The 14,343-nt window shown below is 55.4% G+C and carries 14 protein-coding genes; all 14 read right to left on the bottom strand.

Annotated elements, in window-relative coordinates; all coding sequences use genetic code 11:
• Window positions 1–18: 18 nt before the first annotated feature.
• Entirely contained in the window at window positions 19–1,443 is a 1,425-nt protein-coding gene (gene flhF, locus BJL95_RS01500; RefSeq protein ID WP_064025072.1) for a flagellar biosynthesis protein FlhF, read from the bottom strand.
• Between the two features lie 14 nt (window positions 1,444–1,457).
• The gene (gene flhA / locus BJL95_RS01505; protein WP_064025074.1) at window positions 1,458–3,563 is read right to left on the bottom strand and encodes a flagellar biosynthesis protein FlhA; all 2,106 of its coding nucleotides are present in this window, start codon (window positions 3,561–3,563) and stop codon (window positions 1,458–1,460) included.
• Between the two features lie 9 nt (window positions 3,564–3,572).
• Window positions 3,573–4,700: a flagellar biosynthesis protein FlhB gene (flhB, locus tag BJL95_RS01510; RefSeq protein WP_071154985.1), complete on the bottom strand. Its 1,128-nt coding sequence runs from the start codon at window positions 4,698–4,700 to the stop codon at window positions 3,573–3,575.
• A complete protein-coding gene (gene fliR, locus BJL95_RS01515) occupies window positions 4,700–5,476 on the bottom strand; it encodes a flagellar biosynthetic protein FliR (protein ID WP_064025078.1) in 777 nt (258 codons plus the stop codon). Before fliR ends, flhB begins: the two co-directional genes overlap by 1 nt.
• A complete protein-coding gene (fliQ, locus tag BJL95_RS01520; RefSeq protein WP_064025080.1) occupies window positions 5,473–5,742 on the bottom strand; it encodes a flagellar biosynthesis protein FliQ in 270 nt (89 codons plus the stop codon). Before fliQ ends, fliR begins: the two co-directional genes overlap by 4 nt.
• 13 nt (window positions 5,743–5,755) lie before the next feature.
• The gene (fliP, locus tag BJL95_RS01525; protein ID WP_254786662.1) at window positions 5,756–6,460 is read right to left on the bottom strand and encodes a flagellar type III secretion system pore protein FliP; all 705 of its coding nucleotides are present in this window, start codon (window positions 6,458–6,460) and stop codon (window positions 5,756–5,758) included.
• 44 nt (window positions 6,461–6,504) lie between these two features.
• Window positions 6,505–6,921 (bottom strand): flagellar biosynthetic protein FliO, encoded by a 417-nt coding sequence (fliO, locus tag BJL95_RS01530; RefSeq protein ID WP_071154987.1) that lies wholly within the window; start codon window positions 6,919–6,921, stop codon window positions 6,505–6,507.
• 20 nt (window positions 6,922–6,941) lie between these two features.
• Complete coding sequence (gene fliN / locus BJL95_RS01535; RefSeq protein WP_064025086.1) at window positions 6,942–7,391, bottom strand: flagellar motor switch protein FliN; 450 nt, start codon at window positions 7,389–7,391, stop codon at window positions 6,942–6,944.
• 19 nt (window positions 7,392–7,410) lie between these two features.
• Window positions 7,411–8,394, bottom strand: coding sequence for a flagellar motor switch protein FliM (gene fliM, locus BJL95_RS01540; protein ID WP_071154988.1), 984 nt, complete (start codon window positions 8,392–8,394; stop codon window positions 7,411–7,413).
• Window positions 8,395–8,919, bottom strand: coding sequence for a flagellar basal body-associated FliL family protein (locus BJL95_RS01545; RefSeq protein WP_071154989.1), 525 nt, complete (start codon window positions 8,917–8,919; stop codon window positions 8,395–8,397).
• Between the two features lie 264 nt (window positions 8,920–9,183).
• The gene (gene fbaA / locus BJL95_RS01550) at window positions 9,184–10,260 is read right to left on the bottom strand and encodes a class II fructose-bisphosphate aldolase (RefSeq protein WP_064025093.1); all 1,077 of its coding nucleotides are present in this window, start codon (window positions 10,258–10,260) and stop codon (window positions 9,184–9,186) included.
• A 107-nt stretch (window positions 10,261–10,367) separates the two neighbouring features.
• The gene (locus BJL95_RS01555; protein ID WP_064025095.1) at window positions 10,368–11,357 is read right to left on the bottom strand and encodes a transaldolase; all 990 of its coding nucleotides are present in this window, start codon (window positions 11,355–11,357) and stop codon (window positions 10,368–10,370) included.
• A gap of 254 nt (window positions 11,358–11,611) precedes the next feature.
• Window positions 11,612–12,289 carry a hypothetical protein gene (locus tag BJL95_RS01560; RefSeq protein WP_254786658.1) on the bottom strand — a complete coding sequence of 226 codons (678 nt, stop codon included), beginning with the start codon at window positions 12,287–12,289 and terminating at the stop codon, window positions 11,612–11,614.
• 83 nt (window positions 12,290–12,372) lie between these two features.
• On the bottom strand, window positions 12,373–14,343 hold a 1,971-nt coding region (gene tkt / locus BJL95_RS01565; RefSeq protein WP_254786659.1), incomplete at its 5' end, for a transketolase.

Consider the following 14,343-nt stretch of genomic DNA (forward strand, 5'->3'; position numbering starts at 1 on the left):
GCTGCCTGATCGAGTGGCTTATGCATGGCTTTCCGCCATCCAATCGTCTTGGTTCTCGCCCTCGTACGCCGGCGCCTCTTCGGCGTCGGCCAGACATTGCCGGATCAAAGCGCCGGCATCGGGCAGAAATATATCTTCCGGCACTTGCTGACCGTCGGTGACGAACGATAACGGCATGCGTCGCTCGATTATCGCCGACAACGCCGTCGCCTTACTGACCGCCTCATCCAATTTGGTAAGTATAGTCGCTTGCGGTTCCAGTATCCGGAACGCCTCGATAATTTCCAACATCGATTTGTATTGGGTTGTCGCCGACATCACCAAATACGTGCGTATCGGCAAATCGCCGTGCTGGAGGGTTTTCAGTTGCTCGGCTAGGCGCATGTCGCGCTGGCTCATGCCGGCGGTATCGATCAAAATCAGACGCTTGTCTGAAAAACTGTCGATATGCCGCCGCAATTCGTTGGCGTCGTTGGCGACGCGCACCGGCACGTCCAGAATACGGCCATAGGTGTTGATCTGCTCGTGGGCGCCGATTCGGAAGTTGTCGGTGGTAATCAGCGCGATCTGCCGGGTACCGTGTTTCAAAATAAACTGGGCGGCCAGTTTAGCGATCGTCGTGGTCTTGCCGACGCCGGTGGAACCGACCAGGGCGGCGATACCGCCGCGCTCCAGCAAATCGTCGTCGGCGATCGGCAGCAAGCCGGCCAACATGTCCCGCGACTTAGCGAAGGCGGTATCCAATTGTTGGTGACTGCCCAATCGATTGGCGATCTTGCCGGCCAGCGTCCGGGAAAAACCGCTATCCATCAGCCGATCCTGCAAGGCTTGCCGAACCGGCGCCGCCGATTGCGGCAACTGCGTGACTAAACCGGACAATTTGGCATCCAGCATGGCCCTCAGCTCTTTCATCTCGCCACGCATCTCGGCCATGAACTGGTCGGCAACCGCTGGTTTGGCGGGGGCGGCCGGCTTGGCTTCCGCGACGGTTCGGATTTTCGGGTCGCCGCCCGCCCAAGCCGGTTTCTCGGCTGGTTTGTCGGCGGCTTTCAGTTTTTCGCCGATTTTTTGGGCATTAACGTTGGCAACCTGCAGCTTTTCAGCGTAGCCGATATATTGATCGAGATGGCGGCGGATCGGATTGACTGGTGTCGAATTTTCGGCGCCGCGCTTTCTGGCGCTGCTGACTAAGTGGACGGGCTTTTGTTCAGCGTCGAAATCCGGCAACTCCAACTTCTTGGGTTCGGCGACCGCCTGTTTCTCTTGTTCCCGCTGCTTCAGATTTTTATGAATGACTTGTTCATCAAAATCGCGGGCCGCCACAATTTCGACACCACCATCCACTGAGCGGTTCGACATAATCACCGCGTCGGCTCCCAGCTCTTCTTTGACCATACGCATGGCCTGACGTATATCTGCCGCAAAAAAGCGTTTAATTTTCATCGCGCAACCTCAATTCATTTTGCACGCTGCCCAACTGTGGAAACCACTCTGATCTGCCGATCTTGAGGAATTTCATTATAGGCCAGCACATGTAAGCCGGATATCGAATGACGGACGAAGCGCGCCAGCCAAGGCCTGATGAAGGAGGACACCAGCAATATCGGCACTTGGCCTTCCAATTCCATGTGCTGGGCACTTTCCTCCAACGACCTGTGCATCTGCTCGGCCAAGCCCGGTTCCAAACCCGCGCCGCCATCGCCCGCCGTCTGCAATGACTTATGCAATATCTGTTCCAAGCCAGGATCGAGAGTAATCACCGGGATCTCGGCCTGCGCACCATTGATTTCATGGACAATAGATCGGCCCAAGGCCACCCGAACCGCGGAGGTCAAGATGTCCGGATCTTGACTCTTGACCCCGTACTCCGCCAAAGTTTCGGCGATCGTCCGCATATCCCGGATCGACACCCGCTCTTGCAGCAGGTTTTGCAGCACTTTAACCAGGATTCCCAGTGGCAGGGTCTTAGGCACCAAATCCTCGACCAGTTTCGGCGCCAACTTGCTTAGATTGTCGAGCAGTTGCTGCGCTTCTTCGTACCCGAACAGTTCGTGCGCGTTGCTTTGCAGAATATGGCTTAGATGGGTCGCGACCACGGTGCTGGGATCGACGACAGTGTATCCCAGCGTTTGCGCCTGATCCTTTTGGCCGGCGTCGATCCAGACAGCATCCAAACCGAACGCCGGGTCCTTGCAGGCCGTGCCTTGCACCGTGCCAAACACCCGCCCTGGATTGATCGCCATTTCTTTCTCCGGCATGATGCTGGCTTCGCCGACCGTCACCCCCATCAACGAAATCCGGTATTCGGTCGGCGACAAATCCAAGTTGTCGCGAATATGCACCGACGGAATCAAAAAGCCCAGCTCCTGAGACAGCTTCTTGCGCACGCCCTTGATGCGCATCATCAATTGACCGCCTTGGTTGCGATCCACCAACGGAATCAACCGATAACCGACTTCCAGGCCGATCGCATCGACCGGCATCACATCATCCCAACCCAACTCCTTGATTTCGGTTTTGGCCAATTGCTGCGGCGAGACCATCCGCTCCATTTCCAGCGCTTTTTCTTCCTCGAGCTTGCGGCGCCGATCGATCAAATAAGCGGCTCCCACCAGGGACAAGGCCAGCAGTATGAACACCAGATTGGGCATGCCGGGGATAATGCCCAACAAACCCATCACCGCCGCCGTCACCAGCAAGGTACGCGGGTCCTCGAACAACTGCGAGGTGACCTGCTTGCCTATGTCCTGTTTGGAGCCGCGCACCCGCGTCACTACCATCGCCGAGGCCACCGACAACAGCAACGACGGAATCTGCGCCACCAAACCGTCGCCTATCGTCAGCAACACGTAAACATTGGCCGCGTTGGCGAAGCTCATGTCGTGCTGGCCGACGCCGATCGCCAAACCGCCGATCATGTTGACGAACAAGATGATGATGCCCGCGACCGCGTCGCCGCGTACGAACTTGCTGGCACCGTCCATCGACCCGTAAAAATCCGCCTCGGCGGCGACTTCCTCACGGCGGGCGCGAGCCTCGTCCTGATTGATCAAACCCGAATTCAAATCGGCGTCGATCGCCATTTGTTTGCCGGGCATCGCATCCAACGTAAAGCGGGCGCTCACCTCGGCGACCCGGCCGGCGCCCTTGGTCACGACGACAAAATTGATGACGACCAAAATCACGAACACGACGATACCGACCGCGAAATTGCCGCCGATCACGAACGAACCGAAGGCTTCGATGACCTTGCCCGCCGCATCGCCACCCTCGTGACCGCGGATCAACACCACACGAGTCGATGCGACGTTCAAGGCCAGCCGTAACAAAGTGGCGATCAGAATCACGGTCGGAAACGACGCGAATTCCAGCGGTTTCAGCGTATAAATGACAACCAGCAGGATAATCAGCGAAAACGCGATGTTAAAGGTGAAGAACAGATCCAGCAAAAACGGCGGCAGCGGCAATATCAGCAGCGCCAACAACATGACAATCAATAGCGGCGCGCCCAGCCCCAGGCCGGTCAGCGACTTTAGCGTAGCAAGAATTTTGCTGAAATCCATCGGAATCGGTTATTGCTTGAAATCGTCTGGGACATATACGTCGGTCGGCGGCGTCGGCCGTCCCCAGCCTTGTTGAGTGGAGGCCCGCAATTGAAACACGTAGGCCAGCACTTGCGCGACCGCCAAAAACAGGCCGCGCGGCACCTCTTGGTTCAGTTCGGTAGAGTAGTACAAGGCGCGCGCGAGCGCGGGGGCTGCCACCAGCGGCACTTTGGCCGCCAGCGCCAATTCGCGGATTTGGCTGGCAATCAAGTCCGTCCCTTTTGCGACCAAAATCGGCGCGCCGGACCCGCTGGGATCGTATTTCAGCGCCACCGCGAAATGCGTCGGATTGGTGACGATGACGTCGGCGCTAGGCACCGCATCCATCATGCGCCGCCGCGCCGCTTCCATTTGCATGCGCCGGATCTTGCCCTTAACCTCTGGACTGCCCTCCTGATCCTTGGCTTCCTCGCGCACTTCCTGCTTAGTCATTTTCAAATGGCGCTGGTTGTTCCAGAGCTGGTAAGGCACGTCCAGCATCACCACCAAGGCTAGCGTCGAGCTCATGATCAACAGGCCGACCACGATAATATCGCCGACCCGGTAGATGGCTTGATCGACCGGTATCCGGCTAATACCCATGAAGTCGTCGAAATGCAGTTTGAATAAATTCCACGCCACGATCGCCACCAGCAGCGTTTTAATGACGGCTTTGATCAATTCGACAACGCCCTGAATGCCGACCAAACGTTTCATGCCGGCGAGCGGATTCAACTTGGAAAACTTGGGGTGATAGGCTTCGCTGGCGAAATTCCAGCCGCCGAGGAGTAGCGATGCCAAAAAATCGGCGACCAGAAGAATCAGCATAAACGGAGCCACGACCGTGAAGCCGTCGACCAAGGCCAGCTTAAGGTGGGCGACCGGTGTCGCCGGATCGAACACCTGATCGCGGCTAAGTCGGAATTGTTGCTTCATCATCGCCAACAGGCCCTCCGCCATATGTCGGCCGATGTAAACGAACAGCGCCGATGCCACGATTAACGTGACAAAGGTGTTAAGCTCCTTGGACCGCGGTAGCTGGCCTTTTTTACGCGACTCGGAGAGCCGCTTGCCGGTAGGGTCTTCGGTTTTGTCTTGGCCGGAATCTTCAGCCATCAGCCCAGCCTCAAGATTTGCCCGACCAGAGCAAAGCCGTCCCGCAAACTTTCGCCAAAGCCTTCCAGCAACACCGGCAAACCGATCCAGACCAGGATCATGCCCAACAATATCGTGATTGGAAAACCCACGCCGAACACTTGCAATTGCGGAGCCGCCTTGGAGGCAACGCCGAAGCTAATATTGACGAACAGCAACGCGGCCATCACCGGCAGCGCCAACAACAAGCCCTCGGCAAAGATTTGACCGCTCCACATCACGATCAACCACAGATCTTCCTTGCGTAAGCCCTCGGTCGAAACCGGCAGGGCATGGAAGCTACGCGCCAGCATCTCGATCAACAATAAATGCCCGTCCACCGCCAAAAAACTGAAGCTGCCGGCAATGACAAACAGCTGCGCGATAACCGGTACTTGCACACCGGTGGCAGGGTCAACCATCGACGCAAAGCCCAAGCCCATGCTGTAGGCGATGGTTTGCCCGGCAAACAACATCACCGAGAAGACCATTTGCAGAATGAAACCGGTCGTCATACCTAATGCCACCTGTTGCACCGCGACGACCAAGCCATCGTACCCGAACAGTTCGACATCGGGCATCGCCGGCAACGCCGGTAATAAAGTGAAGGTAATCAATAAGCTGGCCAGCACACGAATTCTGGCCGGCAAGGCGCGAACGCTGAATACCGGTATCGTCACGAACATCGAACTGATCCGAAAAAACGGCCAAATAAAGGTCGTCAAATAAGCCAGCAATTCGTCTTCGCGAACATTCATCCTATCAGCGTTGGAATGTCTCGCATCAAATCCTGAAAGTAATCGATCAGGGTCTGCAACATGCCGGGGCCGGCGATCATCAACACAACAATGATGGAGGCCAATTTAGGGATAAAAGTCAGGGTTTGCTCCTGTATCGACGTCGCGGCCTGAAACATCGAAATCAACAAGCCGACGCACAACGACGTCAGCAACACCGGCCCCATCAATTTTAAAGAAACCCAGACGGTTTCCTGGGCAATGATTGAAATAGTCTCGTTAGTCATTGCCGCCCCCGCATTAAACGTAAAAACTGGCAGCCAGCATTTCCAACACCATCGTCCAACCGTCCGCCAACACGAACAACATGATCTTGAACGGCAAAGCCACGATCATCGGCGACAGCATCATCATCCCCATCGACATTAGCACGCTGGCAACCACCAAATCGATCACCAGAAACGGTAGAAAGATCAGGAAACCGATTTGAAATGCGGTCTTCAACTCGCTGGTCAGGTAAGCCGGCACCAGCAACGAAAACGGCACATCCTCGGGCTTATCGATCTGTTGCCGGCCGGAAATCCGCACGAAGGTGTCCAAATCAGCCTCGCGAGTCTGCTTGAGCATGAACTGCCTGAACGGCTCGGAGGCTTTTTGCAACGCGGTCAGCGTATCGATTTTCTCTTCCAGGTAGGGCTGTACCGCGGTTTCGTTAACCTTTTCGAACACCGGCATCATGATGAATATCGTCAGAAACAATGACAGACCCAGCAACACTTGATTGCTCGGCGCCTGGGCGGCGCCGATGGCCTGCCTTAACAGACCGAGCACGATCATGATCCGGGTAAATGCCGTCATCGACAGCAACAATGCCGGCAGCACGGTCAGCATCGTCATCAGCGCCAGGATTTGGATCGTCACCGAATAGGTTTCGCCGCCCTTGGGATTGGTCGTCACCGTCACCGCGTCGATACCCGCCGCGTCCGCGGCGACCGGCCCCAGCATCAGCAAGGCAGCGCCAACCAGCCCGACCCACAGCCGCCACAGCATCAGCCCACCCTACCTTGTAGCACTTCCAGCAATTTCTTCGCGAAGGGCGCGGTATCTGCCGTATCGGCGCCCCCCAGAAACAAGCGCTGATCGCCTTCCAGTTCTAATAATTTGTCGATGCGGCCGTTACTGACGCCCAACAATAGTTGTTTTTCGCCGACCCTGACCAACACCAACTTTTCGCGCACACCTAGCGGCAAGCCGGCGACTACAGCCAACGGCCCCTTCGCGGATATTCCGAAACCGCCGGTCTTGCGCAACAGCCAAGCCGCCAAAAAAAATACCGCCAATACAATCAATAATGCCAACAACCACTGCCCGACATCGGCCGGGGAAACCACGCGCCCGCCGGCTCGGGCCAGCGATGCGGCGTCGTCGGCGCCGGCCGCTCCCGCCGATAGCGTCAACCCGATCATGCAAGCAATCCGCACGGCACTCAGCCTAGCTTTCTAACTCGTTCGGACGGACTGATAATATCGGTCAGACGTATACCGAACTTATCGTTAACCACTACTACTTCGCCGTGAGCGACCAAGGTTCCGTTGACCAAAACGTCCATCGGCTCGCCGGCGAAACGGTCCAGTTCGACCACGGACCCCTGGTTAAGCTGTAACAAATTGCGGATGTTGATCTTGGTCCGGCCAATCTCCAACGAAACCGTAACCGGCACATCCAGAATCACATCCAGTTTAACTTCATCCCCGCGCGCGCCGTCCTTCGGGCCGGCTTTTCCGTCTAATTCCGGGAACTCCGCAGCCGTATACCCTCCGGCCCCCGAGGCAGCTTGCTCCTTGAGCGCATCGCCCCAGTCGGCTTCGGCCTCTGCTTCCGATTGCTCGTTCAGCGCGGCCGCCCAGTCGTCGCCCAATTCGTCGTTTTCGCTCATGACCACAACCTACAATCGTTTAAATGTTGTCTAAATTCATTTTTTCGGTAATTTCGATCGCGTAATTGCCATCGGACAAACCCAACTTTCCGCGAAAAACCGGCACCCTCTCCACTTCCAGGACCACGGTTTCGGGCATATCGATCGGTATCACGTCGCCCTTCTTTAATTCGATCACATCGCTGATCAACATTTCCTTTTCGATCAGATTGCTGTTCAAGGTCACTTCGCTACGCATCACCTCGATACGCAAAGACTCTTGCCAACGACCGTCCACTTCGCCGCGATCACTGGTCACCGCATCCAACAATTCGCGGATAGGCTCTATCATCGAATACGGCATCGCGATATTAATATCCCCTCCGCCGCCTTCCAGTTCAACGTGTATCGTCGAAATCACAACGATTTCCGAAGGACTGACAATGTTGGCGAACTGCGGGTTGACCTCTGAATTGATGTATTCGAAATCGATGTCCATCACCGGTCTCCAGGCCTCAGCCAGATCCTTGAAGATCATATCGATGATCAGACGAATAATCCGCATTTCGGTCGGGGTAAACTCGCGGCCTTCAACCTTGTTGTAAAACTGCCCGCCCCCCCCAAAGAAGTTGTCCACCGCGGTAAATACCAACCTCGGCTCCATGACAATCAAGGCTCGGCCCCGCAATGGCGACATGCGGATAACATTCAGATTGGTCGGTACGAACAAGCCCTGGATAAACTCCGAAAACTTTTGTACTTGAATGCCCGATACCGAAATTTCCGCAGCCCGCCGTAAGAAATTAAACAATGCAATCCTAAAATGCCGCGCGAAACGCTCATTAACCATTTCCAGGGTCGGCATCCGCCCCCGAACGATGCGTTCCTGACTGTTAAAGTCGTAAGGTCTGGCCGCACCTCGGCTTAAGTCGTCGTCATCGGGCCCGGTTTCAACGTCGCCATCGTCGACGCCGTGCAACAGCGCATCGATTTCGTCTTGCGATAACAGATCGGCGGTAGACATTTATTGCATTACAAATTCAGTGAAATAGACATCTTTGACCGTATTCTTGCCGGCCATTTTTTCCAATACCTTGCCGATTTCCGCCAGCATCATCGCCCGCAACTCCTGCTTACCCTCGGTGGTTTTGGCCTTATCGGCGCCAATCGTGCTGATCGCCATCAACAAATTGTTGCGTATCATCGGCTCGTGCTTTTTCATCGCTTCGATACTAGCCTCGCCCTTGGTCAAAATCGTCAAGGAAATCTTGATGACCTTAGCGCTAGCCCCCGCCGGGAAATTGACCAACAGGGGGCTGGGTAATTCATAATAAACCTCCGGAACCGCTTCGGCGTGTTCCTCGTCGTGTTTTTCCTCTTCGTGCTTTACTTCGTTATCCGGTTTACCGTGCTCGGATTCTGCTTTTTTCGCCATGTAAAAATAGCCACCGGCAGCGCCAGCCACCATCGCCAACAACACTACCACGATGATTAAAATCAACTTTAAAGGCGACTTTTTTCCTTCCGATTTACCTTGCTCTTCTGCCATATTCCACCTGTTGAATTGAATAAGCACCGGTCGTGCCAAGAACTGCTTCAAGTCCTAACGTAGCTCGCCGGACCGCTGTCGAGGCACCGGATAATATAAGAAACACCGGGTTCGCGAAAAGATAGTATAGCCTGCGGATGTCGTCAGCCGAGCCTAAAGAATGGCCGTAAATAGATTTTGCGGGGATTTGCCGTCAATTAGTTGACGGAGGTGAAGCGACGAGACTGCAAAGGTCGCGAGTACCTTTGCAGCCGGACGAACGGATTACAACGAGTCGACCGCGTTCAATTCGCGGAATGCTTGCAACAAACGGGTCACCATGCCTTCTTGGCCTGCACGTTGCCACACACGCGGATCGTAGTATTTTTTGTTCGGTTTGTCAGCGCCTTCCGGATTACCGATTTGGCCTTGCAAATAGCCTTCGTTTTTCTTGTAATAATTCATCACCCCTTCCCAAGACGCCCATTGGGTATCGGTGTCGATGTTCATTTTGACGACGCCGTAGCTGATGGATTCTTTAATTTCTTCCGGAGAAGAACCCGATCCGCCGTGGAAAACGAAGGTCAGTGCGTTGTTCGGCAAACCGAATTTTTCGGACACATATTTTTGCGAGTTGTCCAAAATTTTCGGGGTCAGTTTAACGTTACCTGGCGAGTAGACGCCGTGCACGTTCCCGAATGATGCGGCAATCGTGAAACGGTGGCTGATTTTGCTCAAATGCTCGTAAGCATAAGCAACGTCTTCCGGTTGGGTATACAGCGCGGAGTGGTCCATGCCGGAATTGTCAACCCCGTCTTCCTCGCCGCCGGTGCAGCCCAGTTCGATCTCCAGCGTCATGCCCATTTTAGACATCCGCTCCAAGTATTTGCCGCAGATCTCGATGTTTTCCGCCAAACTCTCTTCAGAGAGATCCAGCATATGCGAGCTAAACAACGGTTTACCGGTTGCCGCAAAATGTTTCTCGCCCTCGTCCAGCATGCCGTCAACCCAAGGCAGCAGTTTTTTCGCCGCGTGGTCGGTGTGCAGGATGACCGGTACGCCGTACAACTCGGCCATCGCGTGAACGTGGCGCGCACCGGAAATAGCGCCGGCGATGGAACAACCTTGGCCTTCCAACTTCAGGCCTTTACCGGCAACAAACGCGGCGCCGCCATTAGAAAATTGCACAATAACCGGAGACTTGGCTTTCGCGGCGGCTTCCAGCACTGAGTTGATCGTATCCGTACTAATAACATTGACCGCTGGCAGCGCAAATTTGTTTTCCTTACAAATCGCGAAGACTTTTTGCACATCTTCTCCGGTTACGACACCGGGTTTTACTACATCAAAAATTTTTGCCATTTAACTTACCTATATTAATGAACAAAGGCCGCTTACTCGATTCGGCGGCCTTTCGTATCGGAAAAAGATCGCGCGCAAATTACAACGCGCAAATCCGATGCCTGGAATTAAGCTTCCAGCACGGCCAAACGATCGGCCAGCAGTTTCTCCAAAGCTTCCAGAGCCTTGGCAAAACCGTCAATACCTTCCTTCAGTTTATCGTTCGCCATGCGGTTTTCTTCATGCATACGTTCGAAAGTCGCTTTGTCCACGCTAATCTTTTCGATATTTGCGCTCGCCGCTTTAGCTGCGTCCAGTTTACGTGGTAATTCGCCTTCAACTGATTGCAATTCGGCCAACAGAGAAGGGGCAATCGTCAACAAATCGCAGCCCGCCAATTCGGTGATTTCGCCAATGTTACGGAAGCTGGCGCCCATAACTTCGGTCTTATAACCAAATTTTTTGTAGTAGTTATAGATTTCGGTGACCGACAATACACCAGGGTCTTCGGAAGGTGCGTACGAGTCACGGCCAGTATCTTTTTTGTACCAATCCAGAATACGGCCAACGAATGGCGAGATCAGTTGGATACCATTTTCGGCACACGCAATTGCTTGGTGGATGCCGAACAACAGTGTCAGATTAGTATGAATGTTTTCTTTTTCCAGTACGGCGGCAGCTTGAATACCTTCCCAAGTCGCGGCGATCTTGATCAGAATGCGTTTTTCGGTGTCGATGCCGGCGGCTTTGTACTGAGCGATGATGTCACGGCCTTTGGCAATCGTTCCTTCGACATCGTAGGACAAGCGAGCGTCCACTTCGGTTGAAACGCGGCCCTCGATGATTTCCAGAATTTTCAAACCGAACGAAACCGCCAAGCGATCGAAGGCCAGTGAAGCTACTTCAGCAGCAGACGCACCGGCACCCAAGGTTACGCGAGCACCCTTCAGCGTATCGTCAACGATACCTTGGTATTGCGGCATCTGCGCGGCGGCGGTAATCAACGACGGGTTGGTAGTCGCGTCGCGCGGTTTGAAAGTTTCGATCGCTTGAATGTCGCCGGTATCCGCGACCACGACGGTCATTTCGCGCAATTGTTCCAATAAATTTTTTGCCATGAAAATATCCTCAGATTGAAATGAAACTCGTCTTTCGCTATCGGAAAGCCCCAAGCTCGGAAAAGCGGACGCATCGAACTCGCGAAAGGATGGTTGATTAATAAGACCGGTAAAGACCAAATCGCCACTCCACAAGGTTCAACGCAAATAGCTTGCGTCCATCCTTGAGAAGTGGCGACTCGGAGAAAGCCGATGATCGATTTCGCGGGCGCGAAAACTAACTCGCCAACATCTATCGGCTATCGCAGATTATATTAACCGCGGTCGCGCAGATATTTTTCCACGCCGGTAGCTTTGGCTGCCGCCGCTTCCCGGTCTTTCACGATTTGCTTAGCCATGTATCTGGCCACACCGGTAGTTTGGTTGGAACCTTGTTTTTCCAAGTATTTAGCAACCCCGGTTTTATTCATACCCAGGCGATCGATGTATTTTTCAACACCGGTGGCCTCACCGGAGGTAGCCGAACTATCGGATGAAGAACCGGCTCCGGACGAAGAGGACCCTGACTTCCTGCTGTACAAGAAAAAACCAACCGCAGCCAACCCAACCAAGCCCAACAAGGCGTTGTTAGACGATTCCTTGGCTGGTTCGGCACTGGCCGATTCGACCACAGCATCCGAACTCGCACTGCTAACACTTGTCGCGGCTCCGCCTATCGAAGGAGCCGTTTTGTCATGCTTGTAAGCCGAATCAGAATACAACACTTTCGGCTGGAAATTGGTAGCGGGATAATTAGGATCCGCCTCCACAGTTTCCACCACTTTAGCAGCCGGCGCGACAACATTGCTAGCCGAGCTACTGTTGGCGTAGTCCGGGTTGCTGTATAGCACCTTAGGCTGATAGTCGGCGGCGGGATAATCCTGAGCCACGACCATGGAGCTGCTCAGCAGCAGGGCTGCCATCACACCTTTCGTCAATTCACTTGTTTTCACGTCTTTCACCTATGCTGTTAGAAACACAGGGTTTAAATCATTGACGAACCAACAATTTAAACCCCTGCTACTGTTTATAAAAATTAAAGTACGGCTTCCACATTAGCGACGACATTATCCACGGTAAAGCCGAACTCCTTGAAGAGTTGGCCGGCCGGGGCCGATTCGCCGAAGCGGTCCAGGCCCACGACTCGGCCTTGGCTGCCCGCGTATTTCCACCAGCTGTCGGTCACGCCGGCTTCGACTACCACGCGCGCGGTCACGCTCGGCGGCAGTACGCTGTCTTTGTACGCCTGATCTTGCGCTTCGAACACGTTGGTCGACGGCATGGACACCACGCGGATGTTTTTGCCTTTGGCGCTCAACGCTTCGGCCGCTTTCGCCGCCAGTTCGACTTCGGAGCCGGTGGCGATGATGATGGCGTCCGGATTGCCTTCGCCGCTCAGGATGTAGCCGCCTTTGGCGATCGCGTCGATCTGGGCTTGGCTGCGCGGCATGTGCGGCAGGTTTTGCCGGGAGAAGATCAGGGTGCTCGGGCCGTCGGTGCGTTCGATCGCGGCTTTCCAGCTGACCGCCGATTCCACCGCGTCGCACGGACGCCAGACTTGCATGTTGGGGATCATGCGCAGCGTGGCGGTTTGTTCGATCGGTTGGTGGGTCGGGCCGTCTTCGCCCAGACCGATGGAGTCGTGGGTGTAGACGAAGATGGTCGGCGCTTTCATCAGTGCGGCCATCCGCAACGCGTTGCGGGCGTATTCGCTGAACATCAGGAAGGTGGCGCCGTAGGGCTTGAAGCCGCCGTGCAGGGCGATGCCGTTCATGATGGCGCTCATGCCGAATTCGCGGACGCCGTAGTAGGCGTAGTTGCCGTCGTATCCGCTGGCGTTGATGTCTTTGCAGCCTTTCCACAGGGTCAGGTTGGAACCGGCCAGGTCGGCGGAGCCGCCCAAGAGTTCGGGCAACAGCGGGCCGAAGCCGTTCAGGGTATTTTGCGAGGCTTTGCGGCTGGCGATGGTTTCGGCTTTGGCATTGACGTCGGCGATGAAGGCATTGGCTTTTTCGCTCCAGTCGCCGGGCAGTTGGCCTTTGACCACGCGGCGTTCGAATTCGGCGGCCAGGGCCGGATGCGCGGCTTGGTAGGCGGCGAATTGGGCGTTCCAGGCGGCTTCGCGTTCGGCGCCCTTGGCTTTGGCGTCCCATCCGGCGTAGATGTCGGCGGGGATTTCGAACGGGGCGTGCGGCCAACCGAGTTTTTCGCGGGTGGCGGCGACTTCGGCTTCACCGAGGGCGGCTCCGTGGCATTCTTCCTTGCCTTGTTTGTTCGGCGAGCCGAAACCGATGATGGTTTGGCAGCAGAGGATGGAGGGCTTATCGGTGACGCTTTTGGCGGCCTCGATGGCTTTCTTCACGGCTTCCGGGTCGTGGCCGTCGACTTTGGGGATGACGTGCCAGCCGTAGGCTTCGAAGCGTTTCGGGGTGTCGTCCAGGAACCAGCCGTGGACGTCGCCGTGGCCGCGCACTTCGCCGTCGATGGAGATGTTGTTGTCGTCGTAGATGGCGATCAGTTTACCCAGGCCCATGGAGCCGGCCAGCGAGCAGGCTTCGTGGGAAATGCCTTCCATCAAGCAGCCGTCGCCCAGGAACACGTAGGTGTGGTGGTCGACGATGTCGTGGCCGGGACGGTTGAATTGACCGGCCAGCGCGCGTTCGGCGATGGCGAAACCGACGGCATTGGTGATGCCTTGGCCCAAGGGGCCGGTGGTGGTTTCGACGCCGTCGGTGTAGCCGTATTCCGGGTGACCCGGCGTTTTGGAGTGCAGTTGCCGGAACTGTTTCAACTGGTCGATCGGCAGGTTATAGCCGCTCAGGTGCAACAGCGAGTAAATCAGCATGGAGCCGTGACCGTTGGACAGGACAAAGCGGTCGCGATTCGGCCATTTGGGGTTGGTGGGGTTGTGGCTCAGAAAATCGTTCCACAATACTTCAGCGATGTCGGCCATGCCCATCGGCGCACCAGGGTGGCCGGAGTTGGCTTTTTGGACGGCGTCCATGCT

Source organism: Methylomonas sp. LWB (assembly GCF_001856095.1).
GTDB classification, from domain to species: Bacteria; Pseudomonadota; Gammaproteobacteria; order Methylococcales; family Methylomonadaceae; genus Methylomonas; species Methylomonas koyamae_A.